Origin of the sequence: Methylorubrum thiocyanatum (assembly GCA_014138645.1) — a bacterium.
Taxonomy (GTDB): domain Bacteria; phylum Pseudomonadota; class Alphaproteobacteria; order Rhizobiales; family Beijerinckiaceae; genus Methylobacterium; species Methylobacterium thiocyanatum.
The window spans coordinates 70314-86110 of sequence record JACJIB010000007.1 but is presented as its reverse complement, the minus strand read 5'-3'; the positions used below and the strand labels follow the sequence as shown (position 1 = coordinate 86110).

Here is a 15797-nt window from a genome sequence, read left to right as displayed (position 1 = left end):
TTCTTTCCTGATGACAAGCTCGGTGACGGAGTGCCGGCTCAGTTTCGGCGACGGCCGGGCCGGGCCATCCACTCGGTGCGTCCGGCCTGCGCTGCCGCCATGTCAGCGGGCATCGCTTCCATCTCGGCAGTGCGCGAGGCGATCCAGCTCGCGTGCTCGCCGGTGGGCGTCACGGCGGTGAAGCCGCCGCAGGCGGTGCGGGCGCGCCGGTCCTGGCGCATGGCGCCGCTCGACCAGCTCACCACGCCGACCATCTGGCCGCTGCGCAGGATCGGGCCGCCGGAATCGCCCAGGCACGCGCCCGCGCCCGCGGTCTCGGCCATGCGGCGCGCATCCGTGACGACGGTGACGCGGTTGGCGACCTGCAGCGAGCCGATCGAGACGAGATGCGCCGTGCGCAGCGTCCGCGCGGTGTTGCGGCGGTTCTCGGCGAGCACCCCGAAGCCGGCAATGTCCACATTGTCGCCGGTGGTGATCGCACCACCACGGGGATCGAGCGGGCGGAAGCCCGCGCCGACCGGCTGTTCCAGCTTGATCAGGGCAAGGTCGATGCCCGGCTGCTCCTCCGGCGTCGTGCCGGGCACGAATTCGGGATGCATCGAGACCGCCACGGCGCGCAGGCGGCGCTGACGGAAGTTCGGATCGACCACGACCACGTTGTAGCCGGCCTTGTGCATCACGCAGTGGGCGGCGGTGAGCACGATGTCCTGGGCGATCAGGGTGCCCGAGCAGATTTCGCCCTGCGTGCTCTCGATCCGCACCACCGACGCGCGAAGCCCGCCGGGATCGCGGGAGGTGCGGCCCTCCACCACGGCTTGCGCCGAGAGCGGGACGAGCCCCAGCAGGGCACCGAACAGGCACGCGCGAAGGGGGCTCGCAACCATCTTTTCTGTTCTCCCAGGGCCTGGGCCCGCTCCGCAGGGGGCTGCGGCCGAATCCCGGACCGGTTGAAGCGTATCCGAAGGCAATTCGGCGGCCAAGCTCCGGTTCCGCGTGGGCCGCGGCGCCGCAGTCACGATCCGTTAAGGACGTCACCAGCGGGCCGTGACGCCCCAGCCGGAGAGCGTGCGGTCGATCCAGTCGCGCTGCGGTCCGAGCAGGATGCCCTGGGTGAGGCCGCCGCAGGCATCCTTCACCCAGGCGGCGAGCGCCACCACGGCCTCGCCATCGAGGATCGGCCCGCCGGAATCGCCCTGGCAGCCGCCGGCTCCCGGCGCCTTCAGCCACACTAGGATGCGGCTCGGACCATAGGGCTCGACGACGGAGAGCGCCGCGCCGCGATAGCGGCCGATCGAGCGCCGGTCGTTGCCCCGCGCCGCGCCGTAGCCGGCGAGCGTCAGGCTCTGGCCCGCCCGCGGCATCGCGGCGCTGAGAGGGGCGGGCGCGAACCGGGCGGGCAGGGGATCGTGGGTGCGGAGCAAGGCGAGGTCGATCGAGCGGGTGCGCCCGCGGATGGCGTCGCCGTCATAGGCCGGATGCAGGAGGCGGGCAGCGACCTCGGCCAGGACCGGGCGGCCCGCCGCGTCGCGGTAATGCACGCGGTTCTCGCCCACCCCGGCCACGCAATGGCCGGCGGTGAGCACTGCGTCGGGAGCGACGACGACTCCTGAACAGACCCCGCCGCCGGAGGTCAGCACCATCACCACCGAGGCCGCGCCCGGTATCCCGGCGCCCTCCCGGCCGCCGACGATGGCCTGCGCCGGAGCGGCGCCGAGCAGGATCGCGAGCGCCGCGGCCCGGAGAGCGTGGCGGGCGGCGGACGGGTTCGGCGCGCGCATCGGTTGCGAGAGACGCTTTCAGGAGAGGCTGGCATGACCCCGATACGCGTCGAGGAGACCGGCGTCGAGCCGGTGAGCGTGGCGGAGATGCGTGCCTATCTCCGGCTCGCCTCCGACGAGACCGCCGAGGATGCGCTGATCGCCCGCCTGATCCCGGCGGCGCGCGCCGCGGTCGAGGCGCAAGCGCGCCGGCTGCTGCGGCCGGCTCGCTTCCGGGTGGTGCTGGCGGCCTGGCCCCGGCTCGGCCTGCTGCCGCTGCCGCTGAGCCCCCTCGTCGCCGTGCTCCGCGCCGGCCTCGTCGATGCCCGCGGGACGCTCACCGAAATCGATCCGGGGCCGGTGCGGATCGGCCCCGATCCGTGGGAGGCGCCTTGCCTGAGCTTCGGGCCGGACCTGCCTCCGCTGGGCGCGGCCTCCGCGCTGATCGAGGTGAGCGCCGGCTGCGGCGGCGACGGACCGCCTGTGCCCGAGCCGCTGGTCCAGGCCCTGCGCCTGACGGTCGCCGACTGGTTCGAGAACCGGGGCGATGTGGGCGGCGCGGGTCCGCCCCGGGCGCTGCCGCCCGAGGCGGCGGGTCTCGCCGCCGCCTGCCGCCGGATGCGGCTCTGACCTCATCGCATGGAGACCGACCATGACTCGCAGGCCGCTCGGCGCGCGGCGACGGCGCCTCGTGCTCGAACTCCCGGTGGACGAGCCCGACGGCTTCGGCGGCCGGCTCCGCCGCTACGTCGCCGGACCGGTGCTGTGGGGCTCGCTGGAAGCGCTCGGCGCCGCCGCGCCTCGCGGCGGGCGCAGCGACCGGCCCGGTCTCTACCGGGTGGGTCTGCGCTACCGGCCCGGCATCACCCCGGCGATGCGGCTCGCCGACGGAACCCGCCGCTTCGCGATCCGCGCCGCGGACGACCCCGACGGGCGCCGCCGCGACCTCGTCTGCGAGGTCGAGGAGGTGATCGAGGAGGCCGCCCCGTGACAGCATCGAGCCCGCTCCTGGCGCTGCGCGCCGCCCTCCTCACACACCTTGCGGGTGATACCGCCCTCGTCGCGCTGATGGGCGGCCGCCTGCGGCTCTACGACGAGCCGCCGCGGGGCGTGGCGCCGGTCTACGCCCTGTTCGGCCCGAGCGAGGTAAGCGACGATTCCGTCGACGGCGCCCGGCGCCATCGCCACGCCTTCGCTCTCACCGTCTTCGCCAAGCCGGGCTCGGCCCGCTCGGCTCTTGAGGCGGCCGAGCGCATCGCCGGAAGCCTCGACGCCGCGGACCTTTCTCCGAGCGGTCACACCCTCGTCCTCCTGCGCCTCAAGAGCCTCACCAGCCTGCGTGACGAGCGCACCGGCGAGGCGCGCGCGACCCTCTCCTTCGAGGCGGTGACCGAAGTCGCCGCCTGACCGCATTCCCAGCAAACCGGAGCCGCGAGCATGAGCGCACAGAAGGGCAGGGACCTCCTGGTCCGGGTCAGCAACGGGGCTGGCGGCTTCGTCGCGGTGGCGGGCCTGCGCGCCCGGCAACTCGCCTTCAACGCCGAGACGGTGGACGTCACCAACGCCGATTCTGCCGGGCGCTGGCGCGAGCTGCTGGCGGGTGCGGGCGTGCGCCGCGCCGCGGTCGCCGGCTCGGGCGTGTTCCGCGACGAGGCTTCCGACGCGCGCCTGCGCCAGATGTTCTTCGACGGCGTGATCGGCCTGTTCCAGATCGTGGTGCCGGATTTCGGCACGATCGAGGGCCTCTTCCAGATCACGAGCCTCGAATATCGTGGCGAGCATGCGGGCGAGGTGACCTTCGACATCGCCCTCGACTCCGCCGGTCCCTTGAGCTTCGCGGGGGCGTGAGCATGGCCAACCGTCGACGCGGCGAGGTGCCGCTGACCTTAGGATCGGAGCGCTACACGCTCTGCCTCACCCTCGGGGCGCTCGCGGAACTGGAGGATGCGCTCCGGGCGGGCGACCTCGCCGGCCTCGCCGAGCGCTTCGCCGGGGGACGGCTCGCCGCCCGCGACGTGATCGCGCTGCTCGGCGCGGCCTTGCGCGGCGGCGGCCACGCCCTCGACGACGAGGCGGTCGCCCGGCTGCCCCTCGATGGCGGCCTCGCTGCGGTGACGGCGGCACTCGGCGAGGCGCTGGTGGCAGCCTTCGGCGTGGCACCGCCCGCGGACCCTTGATCCTCACGGGAAGCCCCGCGCCGGAGACGCCCGTCTCCGCCTTCCCGTGGGATTCGGTGCTGGGGCTCGGTCTCGCGACCCTGCGCTGGCGCCCGCGCGACCTCTGGGCCGCCACGCCCCGCGAACTCGCCGCCGCGGCGGGGCTGAACCGGCCGGTGCCCGACGCACCGAGCCGGGCCGATCTCGACCGGCTGCTCGCCGCCCATCCCGATCCGGAGGCCCGCGATGACCGAGAGTGACCGCAGCACCGCCGAGCGCGCGCGGCAGCTCGAAACCCTGGACAAGCTGGCGCAGCGCTTCGGCCAGAGCCTGTCCTCGGCCTTCGACCGCAACCTGAATGCCGGGCGCCAGCTCGACGGCTTGCTCGGCTCCCTGGCGAGCAAGCTCTCCAATGTCGCGGTCAAGGCGGCGCTGGCGCCGGTGAAGGCGGGGGTGAAGAGCCTCGTCGACAGTCTGCTCAGCGCGGCCTCCGAGGCGGGCGGCACCACGGCGCTGGCCAAGGGCGGCCTCGTCTCGGACCGGCGGATCGTGCCGTTCCGCCTCGGCGGGGTCTTGGGTGGCGGGCAGGTGCGGCCCTTCGCGGCCGGCGGGGTCGTCGCGGCGCCGACCTACTTCCCGCTCGCGGGCTCCGACGGTGGCACCGGCCTGATGGGCGAGGCCGGGCCGGAGGCGATCCTGCCGCTGCGGCGCGGCAGCGACGGCCGCCTCGGCGTCGCCGCGGGCGGGGCCGAGCGCCCGGTCGCGGTCACCGTCAACATCGCGACCCCCGACATCGAGGGCTTCCGCCGCTCCGAAGCCCAGGTCGCTGCCCGCCTCGCCCGCGCGGTGGCGCGCGGACGCCGGGCGTTGTGAGGAGCACCGCGATGCCGACCGACTTCCACGAGGTGCGCTTCCCCCTCGACGTCGCCTTACGCGGCAGCGGCGGTCCGGTGCGGCGCACCGAGATCGTGACGCTGGCCTCGGGCCGCGAGCACCGCAACAGCCGCTGGGCCGATTCCCGCCGCCGCTACGATGCCGGACTCGGCATCCGCACCCTCGACGCGCTGCACGCGGTGTTGAGCTTCTTCGAGGAACGGCGCGGCCGGCTCTACGGCTTCCGCTACCGCGACCGGGTCGATCACCGCTCCGGGCCACCCTCGCGGCCACCCGCGCCGACCGACCAGCGGATCGGCACCGGCGACGGCGCGACCCGCCATTTCGCCCTCGCCAAGACCTACGGCAGCGGGCCGGACGCCTATCGCCGGGCCATCGTCAAGCCGGTGGCCGGCAGCGTGCGCGTGGCCGTGAACGGCACCGAGGTCCCGACCCAGAAGTTCACCATCGATCCCGCGACCGGTCAGCTCACCTTCGCCGCCGACGCGGTGCCGCCGCCGGGCGCTGCCGTCGCCGCCGGCTTCGAGTTCGACGTGCCGGTGCGCTTCGACACCGACGAACTCACCGTCGATCTCGCCGCCTTTACAGCCGGCGAGGTGCCGCGGATCCCGCTGATCGAGATCGTGCCCTGAGGGGAAGCCGATGCGCGCCATCCCGCCCGCCCTCGCCGCGCGCCTGAAGGAGAGCGCGACGACGCTCTGCCGCTGCTGGGCCCTGCGCCGCCGCGACGGGTTCGTCCTCGGCTTCACCGACCACGACCGCGACCTGTCCCTCGGTGGCGTGACCTACGCCGCCCGAAGCGGGCTCGAGGCCGCGGAGGCGAGCGCGGAGCTGGGCTTCGCCGTCGGCGGCGGCGAGGTGGCCGGGGCGCTCACCTCCGCCGGCATCACCGAGGCGGACGTGGCGGCGGGCCTCTACGACGGGGCCGGGGTCGAGACCTGGCTGGTCGATTGGGCCGAGCCCGAGGCGCGCCTGCTCCTCGACGTGGCGACGCTCGGCGAGATCCGGCGGGCGGGTTCGGCCTTCGTCGCCGAACTGCGCGGACTGATGCACCGCCTCGACGTCACTGTCGGGCGCAGCTTCCGCGCCGCCTGCGACGCCGATCTCGGCGATGGCCGCTGCCGCGTCAGCCTCGCCGATCCGCGCTTCCGCACCACCGGCACGGTGCGGGCTTTGCCCGAGCCCGGCCGGCTCACCGTCGCGCTGGCCGGCCCATTCGCGGCGGGCTGGTTCTCCGGCGGACGCCTCACCTGGGACGGGGGCGCCAATGCCGGCGGCAGCGCGGATCTGCGCGGCCATCGCCGCGAGGCCGAGATGGTCATCCTCGATCTCTGGGACCCGCCGCCGCGCCCGGCGGCCTCCGGCGACGCCTTCACCCTCACGGCGGGCTGCGACAAGAGCCTTACCGCCTGCCGCGACCGCTTCGCCAATACCGTGAACTTCCAGGGCTTCCCGCACATGCCCGGCAACGACTTCGTGCTGCGCGCCGGCCCCGATGCGGGGGCGCGCCTCGACGGTTCCAGCCTGTTCCGATGAGGTGGCCATGGACGACGCGTCACCGCTTGCCGGGCGGATCGTGGCGGAGGCCCGAGCCTGGGCCGGCACGCCCTACCGGCACCAAGCCTCGCTGAAGGGCGTCGGCTGCGACTGCCTCGGCCTGCTGCGCGGTGTCTGGCGGGCGGTGCTCGGCCCCGAGCCGGAGGCGCCGCCGCCCTATGCCGCCTCCTGGGCTGAATCGGCATCGGGCGACGACCCGCTGCTTTCCGCTGCCCAACGTCACCTCGTGCCGATCACCGAGCCGTTGGCTGCTTACCGACCCCGGGCGGGCGACGTCCTGCTCTTCGCCTTCCGCTCACATTTGCCGGCAAAGCATTGTGCCATCGCCACCGGTCCAGCGGCGATGATCCATGCCCATGACGGAGCGGCGGTGACCGAGGTCGCGCTGACGCCGTGGTGGCGCCGCCACCTCGCCCACGCCTTCCGCTTCCCCGAACCGTCCTGAACCGTCCGCCACAGGAGGCTCCGCCAATGACGACGCTCGTCCTGCAGACGGCCGGCGAGGCGGTCGGCAATGCCCTCGGCGGTCCCATCGGCGGGATGATCGGGCGCGTCGCCGGCGCGGCCGGGGGAGCGGCCCTCGACGACGCCCTGTTCGGCACCGGTACCAGCCCGCGCTTCGTGGATGGCCCGCGGCTCTCCGAACTCGGCGGCCTCGCCTCCACCGAGGGCGCACCGATGCCCCGCGTCTACGGTCGCGCCCGTATCGGCGGCACCCTGATCTGGGCGACGCGCCCGCTCGAGGTCGCCAACACCACCGTCGAGCGCAGCCGCTCCGGAGCGAAAGGAGGGGCCGGCGGGCAGAGGACGGTCCGCACCGCCTACAGTTACTTCGCCAATCTCGCGGTCGGTCTCTGCGCCGGCGAGATCGCCCTGGTGCGCCGGATCTGGGCCGACGGCACCGAACTCGACCTGACGACGCTCGCCTTCCGCATCCATACCGGTTCTGCGGCACAGGAGCCGGACCCGCTCATCGTCGCCAAGGAGGGCGCGGAGAACGCGCCCGCCTATCGCGGCCTCGCCTATATCGTGTTCGAGCGCCTGCCGCTCGCCGCCTTCGGCAACCGCATCCCGCAATTCGCCTTCGAGGTGATCCGCCCCGTGGCCGGGCTGGCCGACAGGATCCGAGCGGTGTGCCTGATCCCCGGCTCCACCGAGTTCGGCCTCGACCCGCTCGCCGTCAGCGAGGATGCGGGATTGGGTTCTACAAAGCCGGCTAATCGTTTTCAGTTGCAGGGCGCCAGCGACGTCGTCGCCTCCCTCGACGCGCTTCAGGCGCTCTGCCCGCACCTCGCGCGGGTGTCGGTCGTGACGAGCTGGTTCGGCGACGACCTGCGCGCCGGCCACTGCACGGTGATGCCGCGGGTCGATGCGACCGTGAAGGCAACGACGGGAGAGCCCTGGTCCGTCGCCGGGCTGACCCGCGCGACGGCACACGCCGTCTCCCGCGCCGGTGACACAGCCGCTTATGGCGGCACGCCGTCCGATGCCGGCCTCGGGCGGCTGGTGGCAGAGCTGGTGCGCCGCGGCCTCGCGGTCGTGCTCTATCCCTTCGTGATGATGGATGTGCCGGCCGGCAACGCCCTGCCGGACCCGTACCGGGCCGGCGCGGTGCAGGCCGCCTATCCCTGGCGCGGGCGCATCACCTGCGATCCCGCGCCCGATCACCCCGGCAGTCCGGACGGTGCGGCCGCGGCCGCCGATCAGGTCGCCGCCTTCTTCACCGGCCCACGGGGCTATGGGGCGATGATCCGGCACTATGCCGGCCTCGCCGCCGGCTGGGCGGCGGCGGGGGCAGGGCTCGCCGGCTTCGTCCTCGGCAGCGAGTTCGTCGGCCTGACACGGGTGCGCGGACCGGCGGGCGCCTACCCGGCCGTCGATCACCTGCGCCGCCTCGCGACCGAGGTCCGTGCCCGACTCGGGGCAGGCGTCCGCCTCGTCTACGCCGCCGATTGGACCGAATACGGCGCCCACGTCCGCGCGGGCGGCGCCTCCCTGCGCTTCCCCCTCGATCCGCTCTTTGTCGATCCGGCTATCGATGCGGTCGGCATCGACTACTACCCGCCCCTGTCGGACTGGCGCGACGGGTCCGATCACCGCGACGCGGCGGAGGCCGCGAGCCCCTACGACCGCGCCTATCTCAAGAGCCGCCTCGGCGCGGGCGAGGCGTTCGACTGGTATTATGCCAGCCCCGAGGACCGCGCCGCGCAGCGTCGCACGCCGATCACCGATGGCGCCTACGGCAAGCCGTGGATCTACCGCGCCAAGGATCTGGTGGCGTGGTGGTCGAACCCGCATGTCGAGCGCGAGGGCGGCGTCGAGACCGGGCCGACCGCCTGGGTGCCGCGGGGAAAGCCGATCTGGCTCACCGAGATCGGCATTCCGGCGGTCGATCGCGGCACCAACGGGCCGAACGTCTTCCCCGATCCGAAATCCTCGGAGAACGCCCGCCCGCCCTTCTCCCGCGGCACCCGCGACGACCTGATCCAAGCGCGTGGCCTCGATGCCGTCCTGTCCCGGTTCGACCCTCAGACTGACGGTTTTGAGCCGGCTCACAATCCGGTCTCGCCACTCTATGGCGGCCGGATGATCGCGGCCGAGGACATCTTCGTCTGGGCCTGGGACGCGCGGCCCTTCCCGGCCTTTCCCGATTTCACCAGCGTGTGGTCGGACGCCGCCAACTGGGACCTCGGCCACTGGATCACCGGCCGGATCGAGGGGCTGGAACTCGACCGGCTGGTCGCGGCGATCCTGGCCGATCTCGGCATCGATGCGCCACTCGACATCGACGCCGCCGGCTTCCTCGACGGCGCCGTCCTCGACCGGCCGCTCTCGGCCCGCGAGGCGTTGGAGCCGCTCGTCCGGCTGTTCGGCCTCGACGTCTCGGTCACCGCCGGCCGCTTGCGGATTCGCGACGGGCGGAGCCGCGCGCCCGCCGTAATCGACGCGGGCGACCTCGTCCTCGGCGAGGAGGATGCTCCTTTACGCCGGGTGCGGGCGCAGGAGAGCGAGTTGCCGCACGCCCTCGCGATCGGCTTCTCCGATAGCGAGAGTTCGGATTACCGCCGTGCCACCGCCGCCGCCGCGCGCCCGGCCGGCGGTCGGCGGCAGGAGGTGCGTGTCGAGGCGGCGGTCGTCACCCGGCGCGAGGCCGCGCAGGCGCTCGCCGAGGCCGTCCTCGACACCGCGCTCGCGGGCCGCGACACGGCGGCCTTCGGGGTGAGCCCGTGCCGGATCGATCTGGAGCCCGGCGACCTCGTCGCCCTCCCGGGCGACACCCGCGGGACGCTCCATCGCATCACCCGCATCGACGACGGGCCCACGGGCCGCCGGATCGAGACCCGTGGCGTGCCGCTCCCCCGGCCCGATCCCGTATCGGCCACAAGCCTGCCTCGACCCGGCCGGATGCCGCCGGCCCTGCCGGGGCCGGTCTTCGCCCTGCCGCTGGTGCTGCCGGTGGAGCGCGGCGATCCGGTGCCGCTCTCCTACCTCGCGGTGTCGGCCGATCCCTGGCCCGGCGCCGTCGCGGTCTGGCGCGCGGCCGGGGAGGGGGCGCCGTTCGGGCTCCACCGCAGCCTCGACCATCCGGCTTGCCTCGGCCGCACGCTGACCCCGCTGCCGCCGGGCCCGCTCTGGCGCTTCGACCGCAACGCCCGCCTCGACGTCGCCTTGCGCCACGCGGACGGCTTGAGTTCGATCGGCGAGGCCGCCGCGCTCGCGGGCGGCAACCTGTTCGCGCTCCTCGGCGCGGACGGGGCGGCCGAGATCCTGTCGGCGGCCAAGGCCGAGCTGATCGGCGCCGGCACATGGCGGTTCTCCGGCCTGCTGCGGGGGCTCGCCGGCAGCGAGGCCGCCGCGGGCCGGCGGGCCGAGGCGGGCAGCCTGATCGTCCGTCTCGACGACGGCGCCGTCGGGCCCCTCGTCGATCGGATCGACGAGGCCGGCCGCCGCTTCCTCTACCGGGTCGGCGCGGCGGAGCGCGATCCGGCCGATCCCAGCGTCGTCGGCTTCGCGGCGACGGCGGACCTGACCGCCTTCCTCCCCTTGAGTCCGGTGCATCTGCGCGCCCGCCGCGAGGCCGAGGGCATCCGCCTGAGCTGGACCCGCCGGGCGCGGCGCGACGCCGACGCCTGGGAGCCGGCCGACATCCCGCTGGACACGGACAGCCAGGGCTACCGCGTCGACATCCTCGGCCAGGAGGGGCGGACCCTGCGCAGCCTGACCGCCGAGGCGACGAGCGCGCTCTACGCCGGAGCCGACGAGATCGCCGATTTCGGCACGGCGCTGACCGAGATCGCCTTCTCGGTAGCCCAGCTCGGCAGGCTGGCCGGCCCCGGTCCGGCCCGCCGGGCGCGGGTGAGCCTGCGCACCTGACATCCGATCCCGCGACGGAGTAGCCCATGGCCGACGCAACCCCGAGCCTCGCCCTGCCGCTGATCGCCGGCGGGCAAGCGCAGAAGCACGTCACCCACAACGAGGCGCTGGCGCTGCTCGACACGCTGGTGCAGCTCACCGTTCTCGACAAGGACCGCGCCGCGCCGCCCGCGAACCCGGCTGACGGCGACCGCTACCTGATCGCCGCGGGCAATCCGGACGGCGCCTGGACCGGCTGGTCCGGCCGCATCGCCCGGTTTCAGGACGGGGCATGGCTGTCGCTCAAGCCGCAGGCGGGCTGGACCGCCTACGTCGCCGACGAGGCCGAGCCCTACCTCTTCACCGGCTCGGCCTGGACGCCGCTGCGGGCCACGCTCACCGCCCTGCAGAACCTGTCCCGCCTCGGAATCGGCACCGGGGCGGACGCGGAGAACCCCTTCGCGGCCAAGCTCAACAAGGCGCTCTGGACCGCGCTGACGACCGCGGAGGGCGGCAGCGGCGATCTGCGCTACACCCTCAACAAGCAGGCGTCCGGCAACGTCCTCTCCCTGTTGCTGCAGAGCGGATTTTCCGCCCGCGCCGAGATCGGCCTGACCGGCGACGACGAGCTGCGCGTCAAAGTCTCGCCGAATGGCGGCGACTGGTTCGAGGCCTTGCGGATCGACCGGACGACGGGGCGGGTGGCGTTCTCCGGGCGCATCACGAGCGCGGACGTGCCGGTGCTGACCGGGCAGGTGATCGCCGGCAATAGCGGGCCGGGCGCCGTCGCCGCCGGGGCGACGCGGTACTTCACCCACGCCCTCGTCGGCGGCCATCAGAGCGAGGTCTACGCCGCCGCCGGCCGGCGGGGACGGTTCCGGCACTTGCGGGTGGTGACCCAGGGCGCTCCGGGGGCCGGCGAGAGCTGGACCTTCACGCTCCAGAACCTGGTCACCGACACCGCCCTGACCTGCACGATTTCCGGGGCCGGCTCCAACCAAGCGGCCGACCTCGTCAACAGCGCGGTCTTCGACGCCGACCAGCGCTGGTGCCTCAAGATGGTGTCGAGCAGCGGGGCGCGCCCCACCACCAACATCCTGTTCTCGCTGCTGTTCGAGGGCCTCGATTAGGCCGCTCGCCGCACCGCTCGATCCCCTCTCACATCGGAGACTTGCGATGGACCTCAGTGCCGTCGGCCGCGCCGTGCTGATCGCCCGGGAGGGGCGACGGCTGGAAGCCTACCGCGACAGCGTGGGCGTCTGGACCATCGGCATCGGCCACACCGCCGCCGCCGGGCCGCCGATCCCGCGGGCCGGCCTGCGCATCGATGCGGCGGAGGCCGACGCGATCTTCGCCCGCGACGTGGCGGCCTTCGTCCGCACCGTCGCCGAGGCGCTCCCCGAGCCGCTGCCGCAACACGCTTTCGACGCGCTCGTCTCCCTCTGCTTCAACATCGGCCCGGCGGCCTTCCGGCGCTCCTCCGTGCTGCGACGCCTGCGGGCCGGCGATCGCCTGGGTGCGGGCGAGGCGATCCTGATGTGGAACCGCCCCGCCGCGATCATCCCCCGCCGCCAGGGCGAGTTCGACCAGTTCCGCACGCCCTACGAGGCCGCCCTGCCGCGGGCCCGGCGCGGCGACGCGCAGCCCGTCTCGACCCCTGTCTCCGCTCCAGTCCCGGCCGCCCGTCCCACCGTGCCGCCCGCGGCCCGCCCCAGCTGGCGCGCGCGCCTGCGGGACTGGCTGGCGCGCGCCGCACTGACCGCTTCCCTCCGCCCCGATCAGGATCGCTCTCATGACGTCCACTGAGTTTTTCGCAGGAATCGCGGTCCGCCGCTTCGCCCGCAGCGTCATCGTCAGGCCCGTCCTGCCGCTCGGCCTTCTCGTCCTCTCGGGCTGCGTGCCGGCGCACGCGGTCCCGCTCCCCGCCACCGACGCCGCCGCGTTCGTGCTGCCCTGGGGCGATGCCGTTCTGGCGTTGGCTCAAGGCTTGGCAACCCTGTCGATGCCGGTCGTCGCCGCCGGGGTCGCGGCGGCGCTCGCCCGCTTCGGCGGCCCCTTGCGCCTTCTCGTCACCGACGCCCTGGTCGAACGCCTCGTGCGCAACGCCACCGACTACGCCCTGAACGCCGTCGCCGGGGCGGTCCGCGGGCGCCGGCTGACCGTCTCCGTCGGCTCGGCGGTGATCGCCCAGGCGGTGCAGCGGGCGCTCGATCAGGCGCCGGCCTGGCTGATCCGGGCGGCGGGCGGCGGAGAGGGCGTCGCGGCGAAGGTGTTCCGGTCCCTGCCGCTGGAGGCGGCGGCGACCGCCGGCAACACCCTCGAACCTGCGCTCGACCGCGTCTTAAGGCGCGGACCCGCGCCGACGCCTCGCGAGACCGCCTGATCCTTCGGGCGTGCGGGAGGCCGGAGCCGGCGTTCCCGGGAGACCACGCCAGGGAAGGGCCGGGATCGGGGCCGGAGATGGAGCCGGGAATCGGGCCATGGACAAGATCGCTGCGGAGGCCGCGCGCCTCCTCTTCGCCGACGGAGGCGCCGGCTGGATCGTCGCGGTGCTGTTGGGGCTGGCCTGCCTTCATCTCTACCGCGACGGCCTGCGCGTGCTGGAGGCGCGCATCGCCGAGACCGGCGCCACCGCCGCGGCCTTGGAGCGCGCCTCGCAGACCAACGCGGCGGTGGCCGCCGCCCTGGAGAGCCGCACCCGGGTGCTGGAGGATCTGGTCCGGCTCACCGGCGAGACCGCCCGGGCCGTCGCGCACGGCGACGAGCGTGCGCGGGAGCGGTTCGAAGACCTGCTGCGGCGCATCGGCGAGTTGCAGCACCGGGCGAATCACTGACGAGCGGAGAGGAAGCGTATGTCCGCACAAATGTTCGCGGGGCACCCCGACGGCACCGGGCGGTTCGCCTCGCGCCGGAGCCGCTCCCGCGCCGCCGCCGGCCGCCTGGAAGCGGCGCGACACGGCTTCGAGCGCTCGCTGATCGCCCTGCGCAAGGCCGCGCTGGATGCCGTCGACAGCGGTGATCTGGCACAACGGGCCCTGCACCGATGGCGCGACCTCCACCCCTGCGCGATCGGCGAAGGGGTGGCGTGAGGCGCCCAGCCCCTGCGCAATCGCGTCACGGGAACCGCTGCGGCGATCCCGCCTTGTCACCGGCAACATCGCTGACCCGGGACATGGCCTCCGACCGCAAGACTGCTTTCGCCGCCCCGAAAGGGACGGCTCCGGCAAACATTCAGGGCGCATTCAGTGCGCTGGCGCGACAGTCACCCTCGATGCGCCAAGCTTTCGCCCTGCTGATCGCCGTCTCGACCGCCGCGGTTCTCGCGGCGGGGGCGGTCGGCCCGCTCGCCGAGGAGACCGGTGCCCTGGCGCCCGTGCCGGCGCAGCAGCGCGAGCCGCTGAACCGCGGCGACGATTGCCTGTCGCCCGCCGACCTGCGCGAGGCGGTGGCCGAGAAGCGCGTCGTCCCGCCCATCGCCGCGATCCGCGCGGCGCGCCAGATCATCCCGCGGGCCGAGATCCAGCGCGCCAGCCTGTGCCGGCACGAGGCGGGGCTCGTCTACCTGCTGACGGCCTTGCGCCGGGACGGGCAATTCATGCACGTCATGGTCGATGCCCAGTCGGGACAGGTGAGCGGGCAGTGGTGAGCGGGGCGGCGTATCGCCCGGGATGAGGAGGGACCGACCGTGCGTCTGCTCGTGGTCGAGGATGACCGGGACATCAACCGACAGGTCGTGGCGGCCTTGGAAGAGGCCGGCTACGTCGCCGACAAGGCTTTCGACGGGGAGGAGGGCGGCTATCTCGGCGAGAACGAGCCCTACGACGCCATCATCCTCGATATGGGCCTGCCCAAGGCCGACGGCGTCACCGTGCTCCAGAACTGGCGCCGGGCCGGGGTGAAGACCCCCGTCATCATCCTCACCGCCCGCGACCGCTGGTCGGACAAGGTCGACGGCTTCGATGCGGGCGCCGACGACTACGTCACCAAGCCCTTCCACATGGAGGAGCTGATGGCCCGGGTGCGCGCGATCCTTCGCCGCGCGGCCGGGCACGCGTCCAGCCAGATCTCATGCGGGCCCGTCACCCTCGACACCCGCTCGGGCCGCGTCTTCGTCGACGGCGCCCCGATCAAGCTGACGAGCCACGAATACCGGCTGCTGTCCTACCTGATGCACCACACCGGCCGCGTCGTCTCCCGCGCCGAGCTGACCGAGCATCTCTACGACCAGGATTTCGACCGGGACTCCAACACCATCGAGGTGTTCGTCGGGCGCCTCAGGAAGAAGCTCGCCGTGGACCTGATCCAGACGGTGCGGGGGCTCGGCTATCTGATCGATCCGAACCAGCCGCCCGGGCGGGGGTGAGGCGGGTTACGCGCCGCCGAGATCGGTGAGCGCGAAATCCTCTCCCTTGTAGAGGAGCGGCACGCCATGACCTTGCGCAACGGCGTAGGCGAAGCAGTCCCCCATATTGAGGCGGGCCGGATGCCCTGTTCCCTTGCCGTAGCGCTCGAAGGCCGCCAAGGCGCGGTCCCCGTCCTCCGGAGTGATCGGGACGAGGCCAATCCGGGCGAGATCCAGCAGCATCGCGATATCCGCTCTGGCCGCCTTGAGCCCACCTTGTTTCTTGCGGGCAATGCCGAGGGCCGCCTCGTAGACGGCAACCGGCGAAGTGATCGGCACCACCGCCGCCTCGAGACGTTCGGCGAGGGTTTGTCCCTCCGGCTCTTCCGTGATGATTGCGATCAGGGCGGAGGCATCGACGAACATCACTCGTCGTTCAGCCCGTCGAAGAAGGCCTTGTCGGCTTCGAGGCCCGTGGAGGGTCGTGCCGCCACGCGCTCGTGCAGCGGCTTCAAGCGTTCCCATAGGCCGGGACGTCGCTCCTCCCGCTCCAGCTCGTTGAGGACGGCGACCTTGACGGCTTCCGTGAGCGGAACACCCTTCCGCTCGGCGAGGAGGCGGACGAGGCGGTCCGTCTCCGCGTCGCGAATGTGCAGGGCCATAAGCACCTCGCTGGCGGCCAGTGTAGAAAGTCGGCACGCATGATGTACATGCCCCCGCTTCTGCGGGCGAGCCGAG

At 73.5% G+C, this 15797-nt stretch carries 22 protein-coding genes; 18 read left to right on the top strand and 4 right to left on the bottom strand.

Going from position 1 to position 15797, the window contains the following annotated elements:
• Nucleotides 1–38: 38 nt before the first annotated feature.
• A complete protein-coding gene (locus HNR51_RS19155) occupies nucleotides 39–884 on the bottom strand; it encodes a S1 family peptidase (RefSeq protein WP_182556041.1) in 846 nt (281 codons plus the stop codon).
• 147 nt (nucleotides 885–1031) lie between these two features.
• The gene (locus tag HNR51_RS19150; RefSeq protein ID WP_182556040.1) at nucleotides 1032–1778 is read right to left on the bottom strand and encodes a trypsin-like serine protease; all 747 of its coding nucleotides are present in this window, start codon (nucleotides 1776–1778) and stop codon (nucleotides 1032–1034) included.
• A 33-nt stretch (nucleotides 1779–1811) separates the two neighbouring features.
• Between HNR51_RS19150 and HNR51_RS19145 the strand changes: the two genes are divergently transcribed.
• The 18 genes from HNR51_RS19145 (at nucleotide 1812) to HNR51_RS19060 (ending at nucleotide 15080) form a co-directional block, all read left to right on the top strand.
• Nucleotides 1812–2387, top strand: coding sequence for a head-tail connector protein (locus HNR51_RS19145; RefSeq protein WP_182556039.1), 576 nt, complete (start codon nucleotides 1812–1814; stop codon nucleotides 2385–2387).
• A gap of 22 nt (nucleotides 2388–2409) precedes the next feature.
• Complete coding sequence (locus tag HNR51_RS19140) at nucleotides 2410–2748, top strand: head-tail adaptor protein (RefSeq protein WP_012453338.1); 339 nt, start codon at nucleotides 2410–2412, stop codon at nucleotides 2746–2748.
• On the top strand, nucleotides 2745–3164 hold the full coding sequence (locus tag HNR51_RS19135; RefSeq protein ID WP_182556038.1) for a DUF3168 domain-containing protein: 420 nt from the start codon (nucleotides 2745–2747) through the stop codon (nucleotides 3162–3164). The genes HNR51_RS19140 and HNR51_RS19135 overlap by 4 nt, the downstream gene beginning before the upstream one ends.
• Before the next feature lie 30 nt (nucleotides 3165–3194).
• Nucleotides 3195–3605 (top strand): phage major tail protein, TP901-1 family, encoded by a 411-nt coding sequence (locus HNR51_RS19130; protein ID WP_182556037.1) that lies wholly within the window; start codon nucleotides 3195–3197, stop codon nucleotides 3603–3605.
• Nucleotides 3606–3607: 2 nt separating this feature from the next.
• A complete protein-coding gene (locus HNR51_RS19125; protein ID WP_012453335.1) occupies nucleotides 3608–3934 on the top strand; it encodes a gene transfer agent family protein in 327 nt (108 codons plus the stop codon).
• Complete coding sequence (locus HNR51_RS19120) at nucleotides 3931–4173, top strand: phage tail assembly chaperone (protein ID WP_182556036.1); 243 nt, start codon at nucleotides 3931–3933, stop codon at nucleotides 4171–4173. The genes HNR51_RS19125 and HNR51_RS19120 overlap by 4 nt, the downstream gene beginning before the upstream one ends.
• The gene (locus HNR51_RS19115) at nucleotides 4160–4786 is read left to right on the top strand and encodes a phage tail tape measure protein (RefSeq protein ID WP_182556035.1); all 627 of its coding nucleotides are present in this window, start codon (nucleotides 4160–4162) and stop codon (nucleotides 4784–4786) included. Before HNR51_RS19120 ends, HNR51_RS19115 begins: the two co-directional genes overlap by 14 nt.
• 11 nt (nucleotides 4787–4797) lie before the next feature.
• Nucleotides 4798–5439, top strand: a complete 642-nt coding sequence (locus HNR51_RS19110) for a DUF2460 domain-containing protein (RefSeq protein WP_182556034.1) — start codon at nucleotides 4798–4800, stop codon at nucleotides 5437–5439.
• 10 nt (nucleotides 5440–5449) lie between these two features.
• Nucleotides 5450–6343: a phage/gene transfer agent baseplate hub protein gene (locus HNR51_RS19105; protein WP_182556033.1), complete on the top strand. Its 894-nt coding sequence runs from the start codon at nucleotides 5450–5452 to the stop codon at nucleotides 6341–6343.
• 7 nt (nucleotides 6344–6350) lie between these two features.
• On the top strand, nucleotides 6351–6809 hold the full coding sequence (locus HNR51_RS19100) for an NlpC/P60 family protein (RefSeq protein ID WP_182556032.1): 459 nt from the start codon (nucleotides 6351–6353) through the stop codon (nucleotides 6807–6809).
• A 26-nt stretch (nucleotides 6810–6835) separates the two neighbouring features.
• The gene (locus tag HNR51_RS19095; protein ID WP_182556031.1) at nucleotides 6836–10738 is read left to right on the top strand and encodes a baseplate multidomain protein megatron; all 3903 of its coding nucleotides are present in this window, start codon (nucleotides 6836–6838) and stop codon (nucleotides 10736–10738) included.
• Nucleotides 10739–10764: 26 nt separating this feature from the next.
• On the top strand, nucleotides 10765–11847 hold the full coding sequence (locus HNR51_RS19090; protein WP_182556030.1) for a DUF2793 domain-containing protein: 1083 nt from the start codon (nucleotides 10765–10767) through the stop codon (nucleotides 11845–11847).
• A 46-nt stretch (nucleotides 11848–11893) separates the two neighbouring features.
• Nucleotides 11894–12523, top strand: a complete 630-nt coding sequence (locus HNR51_RS19085; protein WP_012453327.1) for a lysozyme — start codon at nucleotides 11894–11896, stop codon at nucleotides 12521–12523.
• Complete coding sequence (locus HNR51_RS19080) at nucleotides 12510–13100, top strand: hypothetical protein (protein ID WP_182556029.1); 591 nt, start codon at nucleotides 12510–12512, stop codon at nucleotides 13098–13100. Before HNR51_RS19085 ends, HNR51_RS19080 begins: the two co-directional genes overlap by 14 nt.
• Nucleotides 13101–13197: 97 nt before the next feature.
• Nucleotides 13198–13551 (top strand): hypothetical protein, encoded by a 354-nt coding sequence (locus tag HNR51_RS19075; RefSeq protein WP_012453325.1) that lies wholly within the window; start codon nucleotides 13198–13200, stop codon nucleotides 13549–13551.
• Nucleotides 13552–13569: 18 nt separating this feature from the next.
• Nucleotides 13570–13806 (top strand): hypothetical protein, encoded by a 237-nt coding sequence (locus HNR51_RS19070; RefSeq protein WP_012453324.1) that lies wholly within the window; start codon nucleotides 13570–13572, stop codon nucleotides 13804–13806.
• Nucleotides 13807–13988: 182 nt separating this feature from the next.
• The gene (locus HNR51_RS19065) at nucleotides 13989–14363 is read left to right on the top strand and encodes a PepSY domain-containing protein (protein WP_041371149.1); all 375 of its coding nucleotides are present in this window, start codon (nucleotides 13989–13991) and stop codon (nucleotides 14361–14363) included.
• Between the two features lie 39 nt (nucleotides 14364–14402).
• The gene (locus tag HNR51_RS19060; RefSeq protein ID WP_012453322.1) at nucleotides 14403–15080 is read left to right on the top strand and encodes a response regulator transcription factor; all 678 of its coding nucleotides are present in this window, start codon (nucleotides 14403–14405) and stop codon (nucleotides 15078–15080) included.
• 6 nt (nucleotides 15081–15086) lie between these two features.
• Here HNR51_RS19060 and HNR51_RS19055 read toward each other — a convergent pair whose 3' ends face one another.
• Both HNR51_RS19055 and HNR51_RS19050 read right to left on the bottom strand, forming a co-directional pair.
• Nucleotides 15087–15485, bottom strand: a complete 399-nt coding sequence (locus HNR51_RS19055) for a type II toxin-antitoxin system VapC family toxin (RefSeq protein ID WP_182556028.1) — start codon at nucleotides 15483–15485, stop codon at nucleotides 15087–15089.
• On the bottom strand, nucleotides 15485–15721 hold the full coding sequence (locus tag HNR51_RS19050) for a type II toxin-antitoxin system VapB family antitoxin (protein WP_182556027.1): 237 nt from the start codon (nucleotides 15719–15721) through the stop codon (nucleotides 15485–15487). The genes HNR51_RS19055 and HNR51_RS19050 overlap by 1 nt, the downstream gene beginning before the upstream one ends.
• Nucleotides 15722–15797 lie beyond the last annotated feature (76 nt).

Bases quoted from the DNA above. Each gene is read 5' to 3' on its own strand.
- HNR51_RS19155 (WP_182556041.1), bottom strand. From the start codon at position 884: ATGGTTGCGAGCCCCCTTCGCGCGTGCCTGTTCGGTGCCCTGCTGGGG.
- HNR51_RS19150 (WP_182556040.1), bottom strand. From the start codon at position 1,778: ATGCGCGCGCCGAACCCGTCCGCCGCCCGCCACGCTCTCCGGGCCGCG.
- HNR51_RS19145 (WP_182556039.1), top strand. From the start codon at position 1,812: ATGACCCCGATACGCGTCGAGGAGACCGGCGTCGAGCCGGTGAGCGTG.
- HNR51_RS19140 (WP_012453338.1), top strand. From the start codon at position 2,410: ATGACTCGCAGGCCGCTCGGCGCGCGGCGACGGCGCCTCGTGCTCGAA.
- HNR51_RS19130 (WP_182556037.1), top strand. From the start codon at position 3,195: ATGAGCGCACAGAAGGGCAGGGACCTCCTGGTCCGGGTCAGCAACGGG.
- HNR51_RS19125 (WP_012453335.1), top strand. From the start codon at position 3,608: ATGGCCAACCGTCGACGCGGCGAGGTGCCGCTGACCTTAGGATCGGAG.
- HNR51_RS19115 (WP_182556035.1), top strand. From the start codon at position 4,160: ATGACCGAGAGTGACCGCAGCACCGCCGAGCGCGCGCGGCAGCTCGAA.
- HNR51_RS19110 (WP_182556034.1), top strand. From the start codon at position 4,798: ATGCCGACCGACTTCCACGAGGTGCGCTTCCCCCTCGACGTCGCCTTA.
- HNR51_RS19105 (WP_182556033.1), top strand. From the start codon at position 5,450: ATGCGCGCCATCCCGCCCGCCCTCGCCGCGCGCCTGAAGGAGAGCGCG.
- HNR51_RS19100 (WP_182556032.1), top strand. From the start codon at position 6,351: ATGGACGACGCGTCACCGCTTGCCGGGCGGATCGTGGCGGAGGCCCGA.
- HNR51_RS19095 (WP_182556031.1), top strand. From the start codon at position 6,836: ATGACGACGCTCGTCCTGCAGACGGCCGGCGAGGCGGTCGGCAATGCC.
- HNR51_RS19090 (WP_182556030.1), top strand. From the start codon at position 10,765: ATGGCCGACGCAACCCCGAGCCTCGCCCTGCCGCTGATCGCCGGCGGG.
- HNR51_RS19085 (WP_012453327.1), top strand. From the start codon at position 11,894: ATGGACCTCAGTGCCGTCGGCCGCGCCGTGCTGATCGCCCGGGAGGGG.
- HNR51_RS19080 (WP_182556029.1), top strand. From the start codon at position 12,510: ATGACGTCCACTGAGTTTTTCGCAGGAATCGCGGTCCGCCGCTTCGCC.
- HNR51_RS19075 (WP_012453325.1), top strand. From the start codon at position 13,198: ATGGACAAGATCGCTGCGGAGGCCGCGCGCCTCCTCTTCGCCGACGGA.
- HNR51_RS19070 (WP_012453324.1), top strand. From the start codon at position 13,570: ATGTCCGCACAAATGTTCGCGGGGCACCCCGACGGCACCGGGCGGTTC.
- HNR51_RS19065 (WP_041371149.1), top strand. From the start codon at position 13,989: ATGCGCCAAGCTTTCGCCCTGCTGATCGCCGTCTCGACCGCCGCGGTT.
- HNR51_RS19055 (WP_182556028.1), bottom strand. From the start codon at position 15,485: ATGTTCGTCGATGCCTCCGCCCTGATCGCAATCATCACGGAAGAGCCG.
- HNR51_RS19050 (WP_182556027.1), bottom strand. From the start codon at position 15,721: ATGGCCCTGCACATTCGCGACGCGGAGACGGACCGCCTCGTCCGCCTC.